General features: G+C 39.5%; 15 protein-coding genes and 2 pseudogenes. 8 read left to right on the forward strand and 9 right to left on the reverse strand.

What is annotated here, in order from left to right; genetic code table 11:
• Positions 1 to 6 precede the first annotated feature (6 nt).
• Together PTRA_RS10570 and PTRA_RS10575 are read right to left on the reverse strand one after the other, a co-directional pair.
• Positions 7 to 2,649, reverse strand: a complete 2,643-nt coding sequence (locus PTRA_RS10570; RefSeq protein WP_058373743.1) for a TonB-dependent receptor plug domain-containing protein — start codon at positions 2,647 to 2,649, stop codon at positions 7 to 9.
• Positions 2,650 to 3,021: 372 nt separating this feature from the next.
• A complete protein-coding gene (locus PTRA_RS10575; RefSeq protein ID WP_058374585.1) occupies positions 3,022 to 5,367 on the reverse strand; it encodes a DNA polymerase II in 2,346 nt (781 codons plus the stop codon).
• Positions 5,368 to 5,427: 60 nt separating this feature from the next.
• Between PTRA_RS10575 and dinG the strand changes: the two genes are divergently transcribed.
• The 5 genes from dinG to PTRA_RS18920 all read left to right on the forward strand — a co-directional run bounded on the left by dinG (position 5,428) and on the right by PTRA_RS18920 (position 9,459).
• The gene (gene dinG / locus PTRA_RS10580; RefSeq protein ID WP_058373744.1) at positions 5,428 to 7,503 is read left to right on the forward strand and encodes an ATP-dependent DNA helicase DinG; all 2,076 of its coding nucleotides are present in this window, start codon (positions 5,428 to 5,430) and stop codon (positions 7,501 to 7,503) included.
• A gap of 2 nt (positions 7,504 to 7,505) precedes the next feature.
• Positions 7,506 to 8,282, forward strand: a complete 777-nt coding sequence (locus tag PTRA_RS10585) for a TSUP family transporter (RefSeq protein ID WP_011328650.1) — start codon at positions 7,506 to 7,508, stop codon at positions 8,280 to 8,282.
• A gap of 1 nt (position 8,283) precedes the next feature.
• Positions 8,284 to 8,892 (forward strand): primosomal replication protein, encoded by a 609-nt coding sequence (locus PTRA_RS10590; RefSeq protein WP_058373745.1) that lies wholly within the window; start codon positions 8,284 to 8,286, stop codon positions 8,890 to 8,892.
• A gap of 140 nt (positions 8,893 to 9,032) precedes the next feature.
• Positions 9,033 to 9,308 carry a late competence development ComFB family protein gene (locus PTRA_RS10595; RefSeq protein WP_058373746.1) on the forward strand — a complete coding sequence of 92 codons (276 nt, stop codon included), beginning with the start codon at positions 9,033 to 9,035 and terminating at the stop codon, positions 9,306 to 9,308.
• Positions 9,298 to 9,459: a YbaM family protein gene (locus PTRA_RS18920; RefSeq protein WP_083497521.1), complete on the forward strand. Its 162-nt coding sequence runs from the start codon at positions 9,298 to 9,300 to the stop codon at positions 9,457 to 9,459. The genes PTRA_RS10595 and PTRA_RS18920 overlap by 11 nt, the downstream gene beginning before the upstream one ends.
• Positions 9,460 to 9,669: 210 nt before the next feature.
• On the opposite strand, the gene PTRA_RS10600 is transcribed toward PTRA_RS18920, so the two are convergent.
• Genes PTRA_RS10600 through PTRA_RS10610 form a run of 3 tightly spaced genes read right to left on the reverse strand, consistent with a single transcriptional unit; the run spans position 9,670 to position 11,401 of the window.
• A complete protein-coding gene (locus tag PTRA_RS10600) occupies positions 9,670 to 10,182 on the reverse strand; it encodes a CC0125/CC1285 family lipoprotein (protein WP_208855507.1) in 513 nt (170 codons plus the stop codon).
• Positions 10,183 to 10,193: 11 nt separating this feature from the next.
• Entirely contained in the window at positions 10,194 to 10,913 is a 720-nt protein-coding gene (locus tag PTRA_RS10605; protein ID WP_058373748.1) for an anti-sigma factor family protein, read from the reverse strand.
• Positions 10,914 to 10,921: 8 nt separating this feature from the next.
• The gene (locus tag PTRA_RS10610; RefSeq protein ID WP_058373749.1) at positions 10,922 to 11,401 is read right to left on the reverse strand and encodes an RNA polymerase sigma factor; all 480 of its coding nucleotides are present in this window, start codon (positions 11,399 to 11,401) and stop codon (positions 10,922 to 10,924) included.
• A 179-nt stretch (positions 11,402 to 11,580) separates the two neighbouring features.
• Here PTRA_RS10610 and PTRA_RS10615 point away from each other — a divergent pair, with 179 nt between their 5' ends.
• Positions 11,581 to 12,906, forward strand: a complete 1,326-nt coding sequence (locus PTRA_RS10615; RefSeq protein ID WP_058373750.1) for a S8 family serine peptidase — start codon at positions 11,581 to 11,583, stop codon at positions 12,904 to 12,906.
• Here PTRA_RS10615 and PTRA_RS10620 read toward each other — a convergent pair.
• From PTRA_RS10620 to PTRA_RS10630, 3 genes are all read right to left on the reverse strand, one after another.
• A complete protein-coding gene (locus PTRA_RS10620) occupies positions 12,890 to 13,822 on the reverse strand; it encodes a hypothetical protein (RefSeq protein ID WP_058373751.1) in 933 nt (310 codons plus the stop codon). The two genes, PTRA_RS10615 and PTRA_RS10620, sit on opposite strands and share 17 nt — an antisense overlap.
• 51 nt (positions 13,823 to 13,873) lie before the next feature.
• Complete coding sequence (locus PTRA_RS10625; RefSeq protein WP_237113451.1) at positions 13,874 to 14,737, reverse strand: serine-rich family protein; 864 nt, start codon at positions 14,735 to 14,737, stop codon at positions 13,874 to 13,876.
• A 212-nt stretch (positions 14,738 to 14,949) separates the two neighbouring features.
• On the reverse strand, positions 14,950 to 17,112 hold the full coding sequence (locus tag PTRA_RS10630) for an exonuclease domain-containing protein (RefSeq protein ID WP_058373753.1): 2,163 nt from the start codon (positions 17,110 to 17,112) through the stop codon (positions 14,950 to 14,952).
• Positions 17,113 to 17,241: 129 nt separating this feature from the next.
• Between PTRA_RS10630 and PTRA_RS10635 the strand changes: the two are divergent.
• Positions 17,242 to 17,422: pseudogene (locus tag PTRA_RS10635) on the forward strand (tyrosine-protein phosphatase); the annotation flags it as partial.
• Between the two features lie 220 nt (positions 17,423 to 17,642).
• On the opposite strand, the gene PTRA_RS10640 reads toward PTRA_RS10635, so the two are convergent.
• On the reverse strand, positions 17,643 to 18,554 hold the full coding sequence (locus PTRA_RS10640; protein ID WP_058373754.1) for a DUF2971 domain-containing protein: 912 nt from the start codon (positions 18,552 to 18,554) through the stop codon (positions 17,643 to 17,645).
• Between the two features lie 384 nt (positions 18,555 to 18,938).
• On the opposite strand from PTRA_RS10640, the pseudogene PTRA_RS10645 reads away from it, so the two are divergent.
• Positions 18,939 to 20,358 (forward strand): annotated as a pseudogene (locus PTRA_RS10645) (sugar porter family MFS transporter).
• The last annotated feature ends 107 nt before the right edge of the window (positions 20,359 to 20,465 follow it).

The raw sequence follows: 20,465 nt of genomic DNA on the forward strand, positions 1-20,465 counted from the left end.
TATAAATTAAAACGATTGTGAGAAACGTAAGTACGTAACACGACCGTAAGCATCATAAAGGTCGAAGTTATAGTTACGACCACCGAAGCTGCTTAACTGTGGCTCTTTCTCAAAAGCATTTTGCATACCAACAGAAACCTTAGTGCCTGTAGGGAAGCTATATGTCGCTTGTAAATCATGTGTGATCCACGTTGCAATGTTACCTGTACGTTCAACACCACCACCATCTACTTGCGTTACATCTTCATACTGAGAACCAATCATGTTGATGTTCCAAGTAAAGTCAAAGTCTTGTATTGCATAGCTGTTTGACAATGAAGCTCGTTGCTGTGGCTCACCAGTGTCTTTAAGTGTATTACGACCACCATCAATTTTACTTTCAAACTGATGACTAAATTGTAATGTTTGTTTTAACGTACCAGCTGCATCAAAGTCAAATGTAGTATTTAGATTTAAATCTAAACCACTAATTTCCCATTTACCTTCGTTAGCATAACCCTGAGTAATAAGGTCAATACCACCGTTGCTTAAACGTGTAACACCTAAACCTGCAGGAATTGGGTCACCTGTTTGCTCACGAGTCAAGATAGTGCTAGCGCCAAAGAAGCGGATCATGTTAGAGATTTCAATCTCATAGTAATCAGCAGAAAAGTTTAACCAATCTGTTGGTTGGTAAGCTAAACCTAATGAAATTTGCTCTGATGATTCAGAACCCATTTCAGCGTTTGCTAAAGTAATTGCACTTACTTGCACATCACAACCGGCCTGTAAACCTAAGTTAAGACATGACGGATCATCAGATACACTTGGGTTACCTGGAGCTGGTTTAGCTGTAAGGATATCCAATGTAGGTGCGCGGAAACCTTCACCATATGATGCACGTAATACTAGCTCTTCTGTTACATCGTATTTTACTGAAACTTTAGGAGAGAAATCTGAACCATAATCAGAATAATCATCGTAACGACCTGCTAATGTAAACTCTAGGCCTTCCATAACTGGGAATAAAGCTTCAAAGTAAGCACTAGTTAAATTACGACCACCACCAGCACTATTACCTGCAGAACCACCTACTTGACCAGCTTCTGATAATGAATCGTACGTATCAGAATAATCTTCTTTACGGTATTCAAGGCCAACAACTGCTTGTAGAGTTCCGCCATTCATTTCCATTACGTCAAATGCAGCAGAGCCAAACACTTCTTCTTGTTGGAAAGTACCAATTCGTGATGTAGTTACGTTTAAACCATTTAGTAGTTTAGCATAATCACTACGTTGCTCATTTGTAGTAAAACGAGTACCAAATGGGTCATTCAGCATGTAGTCACCGCTATCAACTGCAGTTCTTGCATTTGAACCCATTAAATAACCACGGCCAATTTCATACGTTTTTGTTTGGTTTTTACGTGCACCAAAATCAACAAAAACATTACCGATTTGACCTTCAACACTAATCATAAAGTCTGTAGACCAGTTGTCAACTTGACTATCACGGTTACCTAATGCAGCAAAACGATGACGATATCCAACTTCACGAGCACCTAAGCCATCTGAAGGAGCGTCATAAAATGGGCTAGCTGGGTTAGTTGGGTTATTTGGGCTATCAGCAGACATGAAAGCACCAACACCTGCGTCATTCAATGATGGCGCGTAACGACCGAAAGACTTAGTTTTTGATACTAGAGTATGCGATAAGATTCTCCAGTCATCATTAATGTCATAATTAGCTTTCAAGAACGCTGATGTGTTTGATGTAGAAGCTTCGTTAGCATTTGTCGCGTTAAAGTTATATGCACAGAAATCATCACCTAGTGAGAAGAAGTTTTCGATTCCATCACAAGCGCTAGCTGATAAAATTGAACTTAGGCCACCAGAACTTGGCTCGCCATCAGCACCAATACCATCGTAGCCACTTGGTCTTACCCAGTTTGCGCCAAAGCTTGAAGCACCAGGTTGTACCCATTCGTAAGCATTTTCATAAATAATGTCACGGCTGTTCCAAGAAACACCACCAATTACAGAAGAGTTATCGCTTGAAGCACCAAATACTACAGAGCCTTCTTCACGGTCACCACCTTCTTCCGGTAAGCTTACTTCTGAAGCACCGATACGCATTTCAATACCGTTAAAATCTTTTCTGGTAATAATATTAACTACACCAGCAATAGCGTCAGAACCATATACTGCTGAAGCACCATCAGATAAAATTTCAATACGCTCAACCGCCGCCATTGGGATTGAGTTCAAATCTTGTGAGTTACCAGTTGAAGGTGACTTAGGTAAGCGACGTCCATCAACCAAAATTAGTGAACGTGAAGCACCTAAACCACGTAAGTTAATTTGCGAAACACCTTGCGCAGAACTACCAGACTGTGGACGAAATGAACCCGCCGAGTTAAAGCTTGTATTACGTAATAAGTCTGAAACAGAAGTTTGTCCTGAAAAGTCAATCGCAGCACGATCGATAACAGTTACAGGTACAGAGCCTTCTAAATCAGTTCTTTTAATACGTGAACCAGTAACAGCGATACGCTCTACTTTTTCTACGCCTTCTTCAGCAGCAATTGAGCTTGCTGAAAATACAGCTGTTGAAGCTGCACCAAAAGCGATTGCTAAGCGAACAGCTTTTGAAATTTGATTATTTAACATTTGATTCTCCCAAGAATACTATTTTATTTTTTTATATTTAATCATCTGATTACGAATAAACAATGATTATGTAACCAATGATAATACTATGAGAACAGAAAGGTCAACATAAAATTAACTTTAAGTGACCTACCATTATCATATATCACACTTTATCACCGTTATTAGTACTGGCCGTTTACAAAAAGCCTATTAGTAAGTTCGCTGCAAATTAAAAAATGAAAGTAACTCCCTGTTTTTAAATCAGTTTACTCAATGTTGTTTTCAGTTGCAGTTTAATTAAAATCATACTTGTTAACTTTCGGCATGTGAATGTTTGTAAACATCTTCTTTGATCAGCTTTACACTTTAATTTTTTACTGATTATTAAGCTTAAAATAAAGTACTTTGGGTTGAGTTTGGCTGTACGCCAAGTGCGCTTAGAATCATATCGGCAACTGGTTCTAGCTGCCGCTGTATATAAAGAGGGTAATTGAGGGTGTTGTTTCCATTGTAAATTTCAGCGCCATTAATAGCATAAACATATTCTATTATTTGGCCGCGCTTTACATCAAAGTCGGGGTTATTCGCTTTAAATTTTTTTACTGCTTGCACATGCGGAGGAATATTTTTTACATAATCACTTAAATTTTGGCCTAAACGTTTACGGTATATAAGCTTTTTATCAAACTCCCCTGCGTATAGCTTTTTAGTGTAGCTTTTTATAATGTCGTTTAATTGCTCTATTTCAAATTGTTGATCAAATAATGTTTTAAAAAGTTCGGTTTGAAACTCTTGAGCAAACTGGGTCCAATCGCTGCGCACGGTTTCCATTCCTTTAAAAATGAGCTGCTTGGCATTGTTTTTTTCAATTTGGCCAACGTAACGTTTTTTTGAGCCTATTTTTTTTCCTCTTATGGTTGGCATAAAAAATGGGCTGTAATGGGTTTCAAACTCTATTTCTAAATAACTGGTCAACGAAAAGCGAGTTTTAATGCTATCAGACCAGCGTTTGTTAATAATGTGCATCACATCATTGCCTATTTTATTGCAATCTGTGGCGTTTAAGCGCTCATTTACGTTTACAAATATTGAATCTGTGTCGCCATAAATAACCTCATAACCTAGTTCTTCAATCCATTTTCGGGTGGTTTGCATGATTTCGTGCCCCCTCAGTGTAATTGAACTTGAGAGCCTTGGATCGTAAAACCGGCAACCTTTAGAGCCTAATACGCCATACAAGCTGTTCATTATTATTTTTATTGCCTGAGAAAGCATTGGCTGGTTGGTGTCTTTAGCTTTTTGGCGAGTACGGGTTAAGTGCTTAATTAATTTGGGTAGGTGATGCAGCTCGCGTGAAAAAAGTGCGTCGTTAAACCCTGCTACTGCATTTTCGGGAGAGTTTAGTCCTTCTATAAGGCCTAATGGATCAATACAAAAAGTGCGCATAATTGACGGATACAAGCTTTTAAAGTCGAGCACTAATACATTTTCATATAAACCAGGAGTAGACTCCATTACATAACCGCCCGGGCTTTCAAACGATAAGCCATGATCGCCTAAATTAGGTGCAACATAGCCACTGCGATGTAATAAGGGTAAATATAGGTTGGTAAATGCAGCTACCGAGCCGCCCATACGCTCTAGTTCAAGCCCCGTAAGTTGCGTTCTTACTATGGCAAATTCAAATAGCTTTAACTTAACAAAAATTCTATTTACTAATATACAGTCTTGGCGGTTATAAGCGGCAAGAGCGAGCTTGTCGTGATTAAATTGACGAATAATTTCGCTAAGGCGATTATCTGCTTGAATTAACTTAGACTCGCCCAGCACTTTATGAGAAATATTAGCTAACGAATAACTATCAAAATGATAAGTGGCATTTTTTAGTGTATCTATACCATCTATTACGCTGCGCCCAGGTAAAGTAAGCCGGGTGTAATGACCCGTTCTAATTGTTAAAGGTTGTTGCTCTCTACCTAAATTAAGTACCAGTCCTAATGCTTCTGCGCGCGCGTTAAGTACGCTAAAATCAAATTCAATTACATTCCAACCTACAATCACATCCGGATCGTTACTAGTAATGTAGCACTGTAATTTTTGCAGTAGATTTATTTCATCAACGCACCAGTCAATATTAAATGCGTTACTGTGAGGCTGTGGCTCGCCAATCATTAATACACAATCTAGGCCATTACCAACTAACCCAACCGAAAATAACACCCCTTCCCCGTTACATTCTATATCTAATGAAAGCGACGCAAGCTGTGGCGTATAATCTGGATTAGCTTTTAGTTTTGCTTGAGTAATTTCGATAAAGCCATTTTTTTGTAGCGCCTTTCCAGTTACCCACACTCCTCCTTTAATAAAGCGCTCCATTAAAAACCGGTCACTGTGGCGAATATCGCCTTCGTATATATTTATTTGCTGCTCAAGCTGGGCTCTCGCTTTATAAAGGCTACTACTGTCGTTAAAATAGCAAGCTGTGCAGTCAACACCACTAAAGTGGCGCATATTAACCGCTTTAAAACTTACCTTTATTTTGGCTTTGGCTAATAACGTTTGTGCAAGAGGAAGTTGTTGTTGCGCAATAAAAAATACGGCTTGCTGGTTTTCAACAACCACCTTTATAGGCCCAGACTCAGAGCTTAACCAATAACACAAAGTGAGGCCCTGCCTGTTTTTAGACGAGTATTGTTGCCTTGATAAAATAAAGCCCTGATAGATTGCTTGTGTCAATGTCCGATCCCACTTAATATATACACTGTAATTATATACATACTTTAGGTAAATCATCCCATGCTTTCTGACTCACTAAAAAAAACTATTAGGCAAGTACATCAGCATGTGGCTAATAACCTAAGTGATTACCGCCCGCGTAGCAGCCAAAATTACTTAGTTGCCGAAATAGCAAAAACGCTAGCAGGTGAATATCACAAAAAACAACGTATTTGCGTTATAGAAGCAGGTACAGGCACTGGCAAGTCTCTGGCGTATTGTTTAGGTGCTCTGCCACTTGCGCTAGCACAAAAAAAGAAATTAGTTATTTCAACCGCCACAGTTGCGCTGCAAGAGCAGTTAATAGCCAAAGAGCTGCCTTTTTTTAAAAAGCATTCAGGGCTTAGTTTTAAGTTTGATTTAGTTAAAGGTCGCCAGCGATATATTTGCGCTCATAAACTACACAATGCGGTTAACGGTGATAGCCAAACACAAATGGAATTTATGCCTACGCTTAGCTCGCCTTTAAGCGTAATGGAAACCAAATGTTTAAATGAGCTTTACACCGCTTATACAACTAAAAAATGGCAAGGCGACAGAGACAGCTGGGCCGACACGGTTCCCGATAAAGTATGGGGATTAATAGCCTGCGATAAACATTCGTGCCAGCGCCAAATGAAAGCGCATCAAACCTGCCCGTTTCAGCTTGCGCGTCAGCAATTAATGCAAATGGATGTACTGGTGATCAACCACTCTTTATTACTTGCAGACTTAGACTTAGGCGGGGGTAAAATTTTACCCGAACCCGACAACACTATTTATGTAATTGATGAAGCACACCACTTAGCACACATCACTCGCGACTTTTCATCCGCGGCGGCGACAATAAAAGGCACCATAGAGTGGCTAGATAAGCTCACTAAATTTAGCGGGAAAATGGCTAAAGTAATAGTCGGTCAAAAAGCGATAGGGCAAAACTTTAAGCTTTGCGATAGTATTAACGACGCCAACAAAGATTTAAAAGTAGTACGCGACATTCTCGATAATGCTGACTTTGAATATTCAAAAGATGATACTTACAGATTCGAAAATGGCGAAATTCCACAGTCATTACACAGTAAAGCCAAAGATATAAGCGAAGCCACGCAAGATGCACTGCGCTGCTTAAGTAAAATGCACGACACGCTAACTCAAGATGTAAGCGACGGCGATATAAAACCCTACGTAGCAGACCCTATTTTAGGCGAGAGCGGACAATACATAAATCGTTTAGAGCAATTAAATAAGCTGTGGTTTAGCTATGCAAATAAAGGTGAAGGCACACCCCATGCTAGGTGGATAAAGCGCCTTGAATATAAAAACCATCATGACCATTTATTAAGCGACTGCCCTATTGAAGTAGGTTACTACTTAAAAGACAAGCTATGGAGCGAGTGCGCGGGCGCGGTTTTATGCTCGGCTACATTAAGTGCTTTAGGCTCGTTTGATCATTTTGCTTATGAAACAGGCCTTGCCAAAGAAGAGGGCGTTAAATTTATTAAAGTGCCCTCGCCTTTCGACTACCCTAATCAAGCTACTTTGCGTATTCCGGTCTCTAAAATTGAACCAACCGATAAAGCATTTAGCGATCACTTAGCCAATACCCTGCCTGAGTATTTAGACACCAAAAAAGCCAACCTAGTATTGTTTGCCTCTTACTGGCAAATGGACCATGTATCAAAGTTTCTTAGAACAAAAGGTTTTAACTTATTAGTACAAGGCGAAATGTCGCGTGAGGCAATGCTTAAATTACATACTAAAAATATTGATGAAGGCAAAGGTAGTATTTTATTTGGCACTCAAAGCCTCTCGGAAGGTCTTGATTTACCAGGTAAATACCTAGAAAACCTAATAATTACAAAAATTCCTTTTGCCGTACCCACCTCGCCAATTGAAGAAGCGCAAGCCGAGTTTGTACAAAGTAAAGGCGGCAATCCTTTTTTATCAATAACCGTTCCCGATGCGGCAAAGAAATTGGTACAAAGCTGTGGTAGACTGCTGCGTAAAGAAAGCGATGCTGGCTGTATAACTATTCTCGATAGGCGCTTGATCACTAAGCGATACGGCAAAGCAATGCTCGACACCTTACCTCCTTTTAAAAGACAGATAGATTATTAATAATGTTTGAACTTGCACTCGATCCAACAACCTGGGCTATTTTATGTGCCGTTGCACTTGCCGCAGGTTTTATTGACGCCATCGCCGGTGGTGGTGGTATGTTAACGGTTCCTGCTTTATTAACAGCAGGCTTACCACCGCATTTAACGCTTGGCACAAATAAATTAGCCGCAAGCTTTGGTTCTTTAACTGCGAGTTATACTTATTATAAAAAAGACTTATTTAATCCTAAGTTTTGGCTAGCCTCTATTTTTGCCACCGCCATTGGCGCATTAATAGGCACTTTAATAGTTGATCACTTAAGTATCGACTTCTTAAATAAATTATTACCTATAATTATAATTGTTGTGGCCTGCTATAGCTTGTTTGGTAGTTTAAGCACCACAGAGGGAAGTGAGCTACCTAAGCTTACGCAAACAATGAAAATAAAGCAGTGGCTGCAAGGTTTAAGCTTAGGTTTTTTTGATGGCTTAGCAGGACCAGGTACAGGCACCTTTTGGACCGCCTCAAACGGCATGCTATATAAAATGAACCTACTGCTAAATTGTGGTTTATCGCGTTCAATGAACTTTGTATCTAACTTTATTTCACTTATTACTTTTGTAGCACTAGGGCATGTTAATTTTTTACTGGGTATTACTATGGGCTTTTTTATCATGCTAGGCGCATGGTTTGGCGCGCATTCAGCAATACGCTTTGGCAGTAAGTTTATTCGTCCTGTATTTAATACTATGGTTATATTATTAGCACTAAAACTTATTTACGAGGCTTACTTTTAATATGCACTCACCCGCTTTTGATAAACTACGCCAGCAAGTTGCAACCTTAAAGCAGCAAGCCGAGCAATTTGATAAAGCCAAACTGTTTTCTAAAAACCGTTATATGCAAGCGCAACCAAGCTTATTTGACCGTGCTGTTTTTAGTACTAAAAGTATGAACCTAGCCGACTATGTAACCGAAATAGAAGACGAAGTATCGTCTTTACCACCAAGTGAGCATCGCCATGCATACACCTATGCACTTGAGCGTATAGCAACACAAGTACAAGCTGTTTTTAATGTTATTAAATCAACCCCTATTTGGATAAAAGAAAATAAAAGTCACTATAAACCACGCCCAAAACAAGCCGTTTATAAACAAGCCGTGCAACAAGTAATACAATCATCTCATGAGCTTTATGACGAACTTAAACAAAATCACGAATTTGAACGCCGATTATTGTTAATGATTGAAGAGCGTAAAATGCAAATGGATAAAACAACCCCGGCTAAAGCACAAAAGCTAAATATGGAAATATTAACAACCCATGCACGCTTAGGGCGCTGTAGAAAAGCAATTTCGGCCACCGAAGAAAAAATACAACGTGTAGAAAAACAACAACTTCGCTAAACACTTTAAGTATGTTTTACAATACCAATCAAGCCACTAACTAATTAACCGTTAATAAATAGCTGTAAAACTACACCCTCGATTTATACTGCACCTTGGTATAAACTCAATTAAATGGATTAAAAACGAGCGAGTGGAATATGCAATTACATGAAGATATACATAACTTTTATGAAAAATTTGTTTTAGAAGAAATAATTAATCGCAAACTTAATGAACAATATACTGATGATGTAATGGCCGATTTTTGCTGTACTGTTTTAAATCAACTGCCTTCTCGCTATATTCGCTCCGACGTAGATATGGCCTATTATTTATCACAAACAGAACGTATGCATATGCAACAGCGGGTGCAAACAGCCATTGATGTAGCAATTAGCCAAATTGCAAAAAAGAAACCCCAACATGAGCAATAACCTACAACAAGCACCAACCCATATAAAACTCGCAGTCGATTTAATTATGCTACTAGAGCAACACGACGTTGCTCCTGATGAAGTACTTAAAGCACTCGAAATAGTAAAAATCGACTTTGAAAAAAAGCAGAATAACAGCAACGCATCTTAGTTACCTGCTTATCGTTTTAATAGTTAACTTGAACTATGGTTAAGAGATTTTCAGTGAAAACAAGAAGAATTTACGCGTCAATAGCTGGCCTATTGCAAGTAAATTCAACGCAGTTAGCGCTGAAAATAGCTGCTCGAGATAGATTTATTATCCAATGTTCAGGTTAGTTAAGCTTTAGTTCCAATAGGGTAATAACCCCGTTGTGTTGCGTTACTTTTTCGCTTTAGCACTTAAATTATCAATCACATCCTGAGCACTATAGCTGTTATCGTTTGGTTTTATCCCTTTACCCATTTTGATATCAAGCAGCGTATGTACTTCTTTGCGACTATCGTGATTACTAATTTGCACACCCATTTCGTTCACTGGGCGGGTGCGTGTTTCACAGGTAAGCAAACCACAGCTGCGTTCAACCTGCTGGCCACGTGTTGCACTTACTGATGACGTCGGTGCGTGTGATTTAGATTCAACAAAGGTTTCTTTGTTAGTAACCACAAACCAATCATAACCTTGAGCTTGAGTTAGTTCAGCCGCTCTTAACAGTGCATAATCGCCAGCGTCAGCGACGCTGTTTGATATGCTTTTAAATTCAACACGATAGCGGTCATCACTAATTTTTTGCTCGCTATAACCGGTTGAGCCTTTGTTAGCTGCGCGGTAATCGGGTTTTGATGCGCACCCTGCCAAGATTAAAATGCTCATTATTAATAATGTTGTTTTCATAAAATACCTCATTAGTTATTTTTAATTTTCCATTGCTGAGCAATGGCTTGTTGTTCCTGGTTTGTGTTTAATGGCGCGCCGCTGATCATTTGATCAATTACTTGCTCAAGCGGTTTATTGTTAGAAGCCGTTTGATATTGCGAACCATTGTCACTTTTCCCTTGTTGAAACTGCGCTTTTACTTGCCAGCCATCCGCTGTTTTACACGCAATAGCAACATTGCTTTTAGCCGCTGCAGCCACTTCATACTGCCGACAAAGCTCACCTTGTAGATTCGCAAAACTTAAACTTGCTTTAAATGTTGTCCCATCGGCTTGGGTAACTTCATCAGTGCTCAACTGCGTATCTAACGCGGTTGCTATATGTTGTGCCACTAAGCTGGAATTACTTTGCGTTTGAAAATAACTAGTAGTGCCCACACCAAACACAACTGCAATACTGGCGGCAATGGCGAGGTTTTTATTCGCTGCTTGCTTAACCCTTTGCCATGCTGATAACTGCACTAGGTTATTGCTTTGTAGTTTAGCCACGGTTTTAGCCAGCGCCTCACTCAGTGGTTGCTGATCAATTAAACTCGCGTGCTGTTTAAGCAAAGCGTCCACTTCGCTTAATTCCGCTAATCGCATTACTAATTCGTCATCGGTTTCTAACGCTAAGCGTACTTGCTCCATCTCGTTTTCGGGTAACTCAGAATCTAAAAAGGCGCTAAGTGTTTCATCGGTAATTTTCATGCTTGCTCCTAATTAAAGTCTGGTTTTATTAAACTATACAGTGCACTTCGAGCGCGCGACAGTTTACTCATCACACTGCCTATGGGTATATCAAGTACTTGTGCGACCTCTTTATATGCCATGCCTTGCACCGCTACTAAAGACACAATTGCGCGCTGTTCATCGGGGAGATCACCTAGTGCGCTGTTCACTTTTTCAAGCAATTGCTTTTGCTCTAAGGCACTGTGCTCATCTGTGCTTACAGGCTCTTGTAAATGCTCATTCTGTACTGCTTCTTGGCGTACTTTGCGAGAGCGATACTCATCTATCCATACATTACGGCAAACTTTAAACGCCCACTTTGCGGGTTCAACGTCCTCGGGAATGCCTTTAACTAATAATTTTTCAATTGTTATTTGCACTACATCGTCTGCATCTGCTTTACTACCCGTTAGCGAGTAGGCAAAACGTCTTAACATGGGTAATAGTGTTTGTAGGTTTTTTTGCATTTTTTACTCCTCTATTGAGAGAAGACGATTCAAATAAAAATTTATTCCAAAATAATTGAAATTAATTTTTGCCTCAAACGTTAACTTAGGGTCTGTGACCTTTCAGGATTAAAGTTTATTCAACCTCGAAAAATAAACAGATCCTATTAACGTTTTAATTTATAAGAAGTAACTTTAGCATGAAAATACCTTTCATAATTACAGCCTCTGTTTGTTTTTGTACCAGCTCGGTATTTGCAAACCTAGTACCGGTAGACCAAGCGCTCAAGCAATTAAACTCGATTGAGCAAAGAATTGAGTCAAGCATCAATCGCACTAAGCGCTTACCCGCACTGATCCCACAAACCTCGCTGGACGAACTAAAAGCACAAGTAAACCAACCGTTGAGTAACTTACCCAGTGTAATTAATATAAGTATTAACAACCAACATAATATGTTTGTTGACGTAGAGGTAGAAGGTGGCTTTCGTGCTATTCAACACCAATGGTTATTAATGGCTAATGCCGAACAGCTCAGTGCGCTAAAAAAACACGATGTGACAATTATTTCAGTTAAAAACTACAGCTCTCTTAGAATGAGTTTAGTACGTTTTAATGTGGCCAAAAACATTGACTCCAAAGCACAATTAGTAAAAAAACTTAACTTAACTGACGCGGCCCTACTGGATCGAAACCATGTATATCAAGCACAAACATCAACGGCTGTATTAACGACAATCACCGCTCAAACGCCGCAGCCTTTTTGCCAATCTAGCGCCAAAATAGGTATTATTGATAGTGCCATAAACAAGCAGCACCGCGCTTTTACTAACGCAAAAATTATTAATCGTAGCTTTTTACCCGATGAACTTAATTCCCCGATATTACACGGTACTGCGATTGCGGGCTTATTAGTCGGTAGCAGCAATGAGCTCACTCCGCTATTAGGTAATGCATACTTATATAGCGCTGAGGTGTTTTATCGTCAGTCAGAGTTTGCACAAGGGGCGACATTATTTGCCATTGTTGAGGCGTTAGATTGGTTAGCGCATGAAAAAGTTAAGGTAATCAATATGAGCTTAACTGGGCCAGACAATGCTATTTTAAAAACCAGTATCGAAGCGGCGATAAAGCAAAATAGTCTTATCGTTGCCGCAGCAGGAAACGAAGGCCCTGCGGCTAAGCCGCTCTACCCTGCGGCGTATCATAGCGTTATTGCAGTTAGTGCTATCGATAACAATAACCAGCTTTATCGATGGTCTAATAATGGTGACTATATTGACTTTAGTGCACTGGGGGTAAATGTATTTACCGCTTTAGGCAATGGTGAATTTGGCAAGGAGTCGGGGACTTCAATGGCAGCCCCTCATGTGAGTGCTGCGCTGAGTTGCTTACTGGTAAAACATAAAAACAACAAAACCAAAGCGCTTGATGAACTAACCTCGCTTGCTCACGATCTCGGTGAGCAAGGTAAAGATAGTCGGTTTGGCTATGGGGCAATTTATCGCCCTAAAAGTGCACTTTAATAGATGCAGAGACAATACTTTGCGTATAAGTGTTACTACTTTGCTTAGATTCATAGTCACCGTACTCGGCTTCTGTGACTAACATTATATGTTTAAACAAGTCGAGATGCCAAAACACGTTAACAACATTTCTATGCTCATCGCGCGAAGGAATTGCCTCAAATACTTCATTACTCGTTTGCTCTTCGTAATTTTTATTTTGATAGCGCCAGCCCAAGCCCACTTTATTACTTAAATTAAGTGCGGTAAATTTGTGCGTTATTTTTGTGTTAAAGGTATAGCCGCTAAAATCGAATTGACTGTCTTGTGCATCCTCTTTATCAGCGGCTATTGATGCCATTAGCATGGTCTGTCCGTCGTTTATAAAGTGATACAAGCCAATATCAGTCCCTACACCATCGGCATCACGCGCTGTTGCACTGGCAAAGCGTTTGGTTTTATTTTTCACACTCATTCTTAAGTAAGTTTGCGGTGATAAAAATCGCCCATAATAGGCACTTACTTGGTTAAAATGTAAAAAGGTATCGCCAGCCACATTGGCTTTAGCGCCATCGTAGCGTAGCCCTAGCTCATTACTATTAAAGCTATAGCTCCCATCTACCCCATATTGATGTAAGTCTAAATCGTACTGATCAAACTCGTCATAATTTTGCTGCTCAAAGCGATAACTTGACGTTAGCTTTACAGCTTTAGACACTTGCCATTTTGCAGTCGCGCCAGTCGAAATTTTAACGCCGCTATCGCTTTTTGATGAAATATCATCGAGTTCTTGTACTGACAATGCCGAGTTATTTAATACTCCCACCGCAGCATCGGCGGATACATCAAAACTACTTTTTGGCGCTATGGCTGTTGTTTCAGCAAAGCTGGCTTGAGTGCTAAATACGCATAATGTGGCTGTAATAATTGCTTTCATAGTGATCTCCAACACGCCGAGTAGGTTGCCCTACTCGGCTTTAATAATGTATTAAAGGCCTAGGTCTAAATCGTTGGTAATATTAGTAACCACTTCGCTTGCTGTACTCAGTGCTACATCGTTACTTATTTGCTCTGACACCGCTGAGCTAACTTGCCCACTAACACTTTGCTGTACCGTAGCTTGCAACGAACTCACGGTACTGTCTTGTACACTGCTCATTAAAGACTGCTGAACGCTGCCTACAACCTCATTGCTTGCGTCAATCCCATTGCCTAATTGCAGCGCAGAATTTACGGTATTTGTAAGTGTTAGCTGGTTTGTTAATTGTGCTGAATTAAGCGTATTTTCTGCTGCAGCTTGCGTTACTGCAGCTTTTGCATGACTAACATTTGATACCAGCGCGGTGTCTGGCGTTGTAGGTTTAACACCTTCAGCGTTTTCAGTCTGCGTTGATGTTACATTTAATAATGAAGATTGGCTCAGCCCACCGGTTAAATTAGCGGCTGAACTAGTTAGCTGTGCTGAGGTGTTTAACGCGGTGTTGGTCGTCGCATTTAATGAAACAGCCGATGAGCTGAATGAAGTGTTAAGCGCCGAGCTTGTAGCTGCAACCAGTGAATTTGCACTATTTTCGGTATCACTTTGCCCATCTGCTGTTGTAACTTCCGCGTTGTCAGCCGCTGCGGTTGTTTCTGACTTTGAAGCGGTTACGCTCGTCTCGTTCGATACGTTAGTGTCATTACTGCCTCTGGCATTTACACCATTTTGAGCCATTTTCACTGACGTTACTGTTTGTTGCTCTGCCGACGTTGACTGAGTAATGTCAACTGCAGCTGCATGCGCCGTAGTTACAAAAGCACAAGCACCACTTAACATCATTACGCTTACAATTTTATTTAGTTTAGTCATCATCTTTTCCTCTAGTGTGTCGGATTGACATATAGAAGACGGATGAATTATTGGTTTATTCCAAAATAAAATAAAAACTTTAAACTTAATTTAAAATTAAGTGCTTTTTAAAAACTTGAATTAAAATTAAGTAGCGAGAGTCTTTATGACAAAGCGACTAGAGAGCAAGCAACTGCAATTAAAGTTAAAAAACACGGTAAATACCTTCCCTGTATTTACCTATGTGCTATTAGTGCTTGTTGAATAAGGAGTAACAACTGCGCTGTGGCGGTTGCATCGGCAAGTGCTCGGTGATGGCTGGTTAAATTTAAATTAAAATGCTTTGACAAATTACCCAACGAATACGACTTTAAGCCCGCAAAGGCTTTACGCGACTCTACCACAGTGCACAACTTGGGCATTTTAAAAGACACTTTTGCCATTTCGCATTCTTTTTTAATAAACCCGTAGTCAAAGTTAACATTGTGCGCAACAAAAATACTTCCCGCTAATTTAGCCATTAAAGGCTGTACTATATCTGCAAATACTGGCGCATTACTTACCATGCTATCGCTAATACCAGTTAACGACGTGATAAACCCGGGTATATGTCGCTGTGGGTTAACTAAAGTAGCCCAGGTATCGATTACTTTGCCATGCTGTACTTTTACTAAGCCAATTTCGGTTATTTTGTTACCGCCTTTTAATGCACCTGTCGTTTCTAAATCAACGACGCTGTAAATGCGATTGGGATCTATAAACCACTTAACAACGGCTATATGTACCTCAAAGCCGACATTTTTTAAATTATCAATGGTGGTTAATTGGTTGCGCCTTAGCTTGTCGCCCGGTGCTTTTACTTCTTCAAAATGTACTTTGCCATTATTGATAACCATTAAGTCGGGGTAGCCGTCTTTTAGCTGTAAGTAATGCTTACTCATATTGGTTAAATGAGTAATTAATGCCTCATGCGGGCTATTTAAAATAAGCGCTTCTAACGGTTGTAGTAGCTCGTTATGCCATTTAAATAAACCGTTAGGTTGATCAAAGTATTGCGCTGCATTTTTACACACTAAATTAAGTAATGTTTGCGACGTTTGGCACTGTGCTAAGCGCTCATTTATTTGTGCCTGTTGCGCTGCATAAAAGTTACCAAGCCTTAATACTTGCGGATAAATATCAAACTCGCTACACGGCGGGTAAGGGGTATCAATAAATAACTCGTGCCAAAATACTAAACCAAACAAACTTTGCCACAATGTGTTTTCGGTATTAAATACCTGCATACCTTGGGCAGTGTAATAGTCGTTTACGCCTTGCTCTACTTCACCTCGGTATAATTCGTCAATTTCGAGTGTACATTGCGTGTCGGCAAGCATGGCACTTAAACGCGAACGTGTTTTTTTATTAAATTTACGCATTAAAAAGTCGTCAGCAAAATACAGTAAATCATCCGTTAGCGGATTTTCAATAATGGCTTCTAATCGTGCTTTTACCCACTCTTTATTACCAAGCCGGTATTGCTCTCTTATTTGAATTTCGTGTGCTTCGCTATCATCCACGCACCCTTCAAGTAAGCTAAAAGCAAGTTCGCTATTGGTATTTTTTAACTGTTTAAAAAGCTGTACTAATAACTTATTTTTAAGAGCAACGGCAATGGCACCGTGCGCAGCTTGCACTAAAACCAGCGGCGCTAAAGCATCGTAATCGCTCTCATCGGTTATATTTTTAAATGCTAATCGGTAACGGTTTAGTAAATAGTTTGATTGCGCTTCGGCCTTCGTATCAAAGCGCGATAAGCTCTCGCTGTGCCCTTCACGCGTAGCGGTTAAACCTAAGTCTCGCATTACAAAACGATTTTGATGATTCACATCACCACTGCTTAGTTTTCCTGCAAATAAAAACTCAAAATACTCGTAATAATCGCTGCGGTTATTAATTACATACTGACTATAAAGCGGTGCAAGCTCGTGCGGGCAGGTTTTAAAAAATTCACGGCCAATATCCACCAGCGCGCCTTTCGCGGCACTTTTTTTAAAGCTTATTTGATCTGGGTAATTACTTAGTAACTCCAGCAAAGCAGGTTTGGTTAAGTGAGCCAAAAGCTGTGAATAATGCAGCTTGTTTGGCTCAAATAAAATACCGGCTTTTTTTAGCGTATAAATAGCCTGATGCGGCGAGGTTATTTCTTCATAATTAAGCGACTGCGCCTGTACCAAATAAGGCTTGCGCGAATACACACGCGCCAACATGCACTGGCTTTGCTCATCTAGCTGGTTAATTTTACTAATAAATTCACTATGTTTAGGCTCAAGTAAATGCATACATTTACTTGTTACAAACTCAATAAGCTCTCTAAAATGCGCTAAATAGTATTTTGCTGGTAATTCTTTTTTCATAATATCGCCACAACTGTATATAAAAACAGTATCCAGTATTTGCGCTTATTATTCAATCTTAAAGTTGCAATCAGTAATGGTTATAGTTGCCATATAAAAATAATGTAGAGTCGATAAGCACTGAATGTAAAAAGCGACATATTACAAGCCACACTACACAAACAAAGCATTGTCATACATTGCAAAGGCGGCACTGACCGCACAGGGGTTGGTAGCTGCACTTATTTTAAATTCTGCAGGTTACACAACAGAAGAAGTATACAATCTAGTACAAGGCATTCGCCCTAAAGCACTCACTATAGAGCTGTAAAAAGAGTGCTTTGAGAATTTTGAGATGTAAGGTAGAAACTGGGGGAGGGTTTAGCACTATAACTAGTGCTAAAAATACTTTTTGAACAACAGTAAAACCTTATTATTGCAGTTATAAGTATATAAAACTGAAACACTGGTTTACCTATTTTATAATTTAATCAAAAGTGACTTTAATCTCAAAAGCTCAATACCTCCTGACACACAAACTTATTATTAAGTTACTTGTAAGAAACTTCCGATTTTTTTATGGATTGTAATAAGTGATTATACCCACTGCCTAAAAACCTTTTAAAATCTAGAGTATCGGTTTGCAAATTACATTTTGGGCCTAAAATAATACCTTTTAAGCATGATGGTCTAAACACATGCTCATAAAAAGAAATTATATTTCCATTTACTGTTCTGTATTTTGATTTCATCTCATCATTAGAGTTATAAACGAGTCTGACCTCATCCTCTTCGCTAAATCCTTCACTTTTGAAGAGCACTGGTGCAGCAAAGAAATTACTACTTACAAACCTCTCTTTCACAGGATCTACTTTTTTAGATCTGAAAATACTCTGCTCAATTAATTCTTTAATTAATTTAGCACAATATTCATCCTGATCTAGCTTGTTGTAAATAACATCATTAATATATTTAGGAAACTCACTTTTATTTTTGATCGACTTTTCAAGCTCTATTTTGGAAAAGGCTAGAGCAACACCTTTACCATCGTCCCCATAAGCTCTCCATTGACTTAATTTATCTCCGTTTTTAGAGAAGCAACATATGTGTGGTAGAAGCATATTAGAAACAATTTCTAAAGAAGGTAATATTAACTCAACAAGAGTTCGTTTTGTTAAGTCTCTCATACCTTCAATAAATTCAGGGTTAGATTCGATGTTAGGGATCACCCTAAGGTGCTGTGTTAAAGGATCTTTTGAATGGTACTTTTCCATACATCTAATAGTTTCTTCAGCGCTTAGATGAACACTTTCTATTGCTCGTCGGATTAAAGGGGGTAATAGCTTACCTTCTTGACTATCATTCATTTCGGTAATACTGCTAACCCATAAGCTTTGACTCTGTATAATGCTCATAAATGCTTCAACAGATGTGTAATGATAAATTATATCTTGATCTTTCATGGCTCTTTCATACCTTTTACTTTAGTATTTTTATTGTAGTTAATGCACTTACTAAAATTTATTTAGGATTCCCCCCTATTTTGCATTTTTATATAAACTTTTAGCAATTTAGCTGCTTTTCATGGAGCAAAATATTAACCACTAGTTGATCATTAGCTATGAGGTCAAGTTTGATATATTTATATAGTCTCGTTGCAAAGTTAATTGCCAAAATATTTGGTACCTATTTCACACTCATTACACCTAACTCTCTTTTGATAAGCAAGTTTACTTTTTAAACATATACCTACTGAATATGTTATCAGTTTATAAACCAACGTATTCAGCCATAGCGCTTTACTATATTATGCTCCTTTATATTTAATTTATATTTCAGGGCATATAATGACAACGCACACACCGCCTTCCCACTCAGCCAACACAGTTGAAAACACCTCTCTTTTTTACGTAATATTTATATCGGCCGTGGCTGCTATTGGTGGCTTTTTATTTGGTTTTGACTCGGGCGTTATTAACGGTACGGTATCGGCACTCGGTAATGCATTTAATTCTAGCAGTGTGGCTACGGGCTTTAACGTAGCGTCTGTATTACTTGGCTGTGCCTTAGGTGCGCTTGCTGCGGGGCCGCTGGCTGATAAGTTTGGCCGCCGTGCAATTATGATCATCACTGCGATTATTTTTGCCATTAGTGCGTTTGGTTCAGGCATTAGCGAAAGCTCTGCGGAGTTTATTTTTTACCGTTTATTTGGTGGTTTAGGTATTGGTGCTGCATCGGTATTAGCGCCAGCTTACATTGCTGAGGTTGCGCCACCAGCACTTCGTGGTCGTTTAGCTACATTACAACAACTCGCTATTGTACTGGGTTTGTTTGCTGCGTTTTTAAGCAACTATTTAATTGCTGATGCAGCAGGTAGCGCGCAAAATATTTTAATGCTTGATATAGCCGCTTGGCGCTGAATGTTTTGGGCTGAGCTTGTGCCTGCAGTACTGTTTTTAGTGGGTGTGTTGTTTATTCCCGAGTCGCCTCGTTATTTAGTGGCGCAAGGTAAAGTAGATGATGCAAAAGCGGTATTTAGTAAAATATCGAACGACAATGCCGATGCGCAAATAAGCGATGTAAAACGATCCTTGCACAGCGATACAAAGCCAAGTATTCGCGATTTATTTATTGATGGCAGTAAAAAGTACATCCTATTGGGTGGGTGTGGCGCTGAGTGTATTTCAGCAATTTGTGGGTATTAACATGGTGTTTTATTACGGCTCTGAGCTTTGGCAAGCCGCTGGGTTTGATGAGTCGCAATCACTATTTATAAATGTATTAGCGGGCACTACTAATATTGTATCGACCTTTATTGCCATTGCCCTAGTAGACAAAGTTGGCCGTAAACCACTGTTACTAGTGGGTAGTATTGGTATGTTTATCAGCCTAAGTGCACTTACCTATATATTTGGCAGCGCAGGCCTTGATGAAGCAGGCAAACTTACCCTTAGCGATGACATGGGTGCGTTTGCGTTGATTATGGCTAACTTATTTGTGGTATTTTTTGGCTTAAGCTGGGGCCCTATTGTATGGGTATTATTAGGCGAAATGTTTAATAACCGTATTCGAGGTGCAGCCCTTGCTGTGGCCGCCAGTGCGCAGTGGATAGCTAACTTTGCAATCACTATGACCTTCCCTATAATGCTTGCCAATATAGGCCTTGCCGGTGCATACGGCTTTTATGCGTTATCGGCACTTATAAGTATATTTTTTGTTGTTAAATACATTAAAGAAACGCGCGGCAAAACGCTCGAATCTATGTGATTTAGATTATAAACGGTGATATTAGTCACCAGTAAAAAGTAACGGGTGCTAGCTACTTAGCGCCAAATCAGCAAGTATCAATCGAAATGAAACAAACCGGTTTAGGT

This window comes from Pseudoalteromonas translucida KMM 520, from assembly GCF_001465295.1.
GTDB classification, from domain to species: Bacteria; Pseudomonadota; Gammaproteobacteria; order Enterobacterales; family Alteromonadaceae; genus Pseudoalteromonas; species Pseudoalteromonas translucida.

Coding starts and splice junctions, on each gene's coding strand:
- PTRA_RS10570 (WP_058373743.1), bottom strand. CDS start 2,649: ATGTTAAATAATCAAATTTCAAAAGCTGTTCGCTTAGCAATCGCTTTT.
- dinG (WP_058373744.1), top strand. CDS start 5,428: ATGCTTTCTGACTCACTAAAAAAAACTATTAGGCAAGTACATCAGCAT.
- PTRA_RS10585 (WP_011328650.1), top strand. CDS start 7,506: ATGTTTGAACTTGCACTCGATCCAACAACCTGGGCTATTTTATGTGCC.
- PTRA_RS10590 (WP_058373745.1), top strand. CDS start 8,284: ATGCACTCACCCGCTTTTGATAAACTACGCCAGCAAGTTGCAACCTTA.
- PTRA_RS10595 (WP_058373746.1), top strand. CDS start 9,033: ATGCAATTACATGAAGATATACATAACTTTTATGAAAAATTTGTTTTA.
- PTRA_RS18920 (WP_083497521.1), top strand. CDS start 9,298: ATGAGCAATAACCTACAACAAGCACCAACCCATATAAAACTCGCAGTC.
- PTRA_RS10600 (WP_208855507.1), bottom strand. CDS start 10,182: ATGAAAACAACATTATTAATAATGAGCATTTTAATCTTGGCAGGGTGC.
- PTRA_RS10605 (WP_058373748.1), bottom strand. CDS start 10,913: ATGAAAATTACCGATGAAACACTTAGCGCCTTTTTAGATTCTGAGTTA.
- PTRA_RS10610 (WP_058373749.1), bottom strand. CDS start 11,401: ATGCAAAAAAACCTACAAACACTATTACCCATGTTAAGACGTTTTGCC.
- PTRA_RS10615 (WP_058373750.1), top strand. CDS start 11,581: ATGAAAATACCTTTCATAATTACAGCCTCTGTTTGTTTTTGTACCAGC.
- PTRA_RS10620 (WP_058373751.1), bottom strand. CDS start 13,822: ATGAAAGCAATTATTACAGCCACATTATGCGTATTTAGCACTCAAGCC.
- PTRA_RS10625 (WP_237113451.1), bottom strand. CDS start 14,737: ATGATGACTAAACTAAATAAAATTGTAAGCGTAATGATGTTAAGTGGT.
- PTRA_RS10630 (WP_058373753.1), bottom strand. CDS start 17,112: ATGAAAAAAGAATTACCAGCAAAATACTATTTAGCGCATTTTAGAGAG.
- PTRA_RS10640 (WP_058373754.1), bottom strand. CDS start 18,554: ATGAAAGATCAAGATATAATTTATCATTACACATCTGTTGAAGCATTT.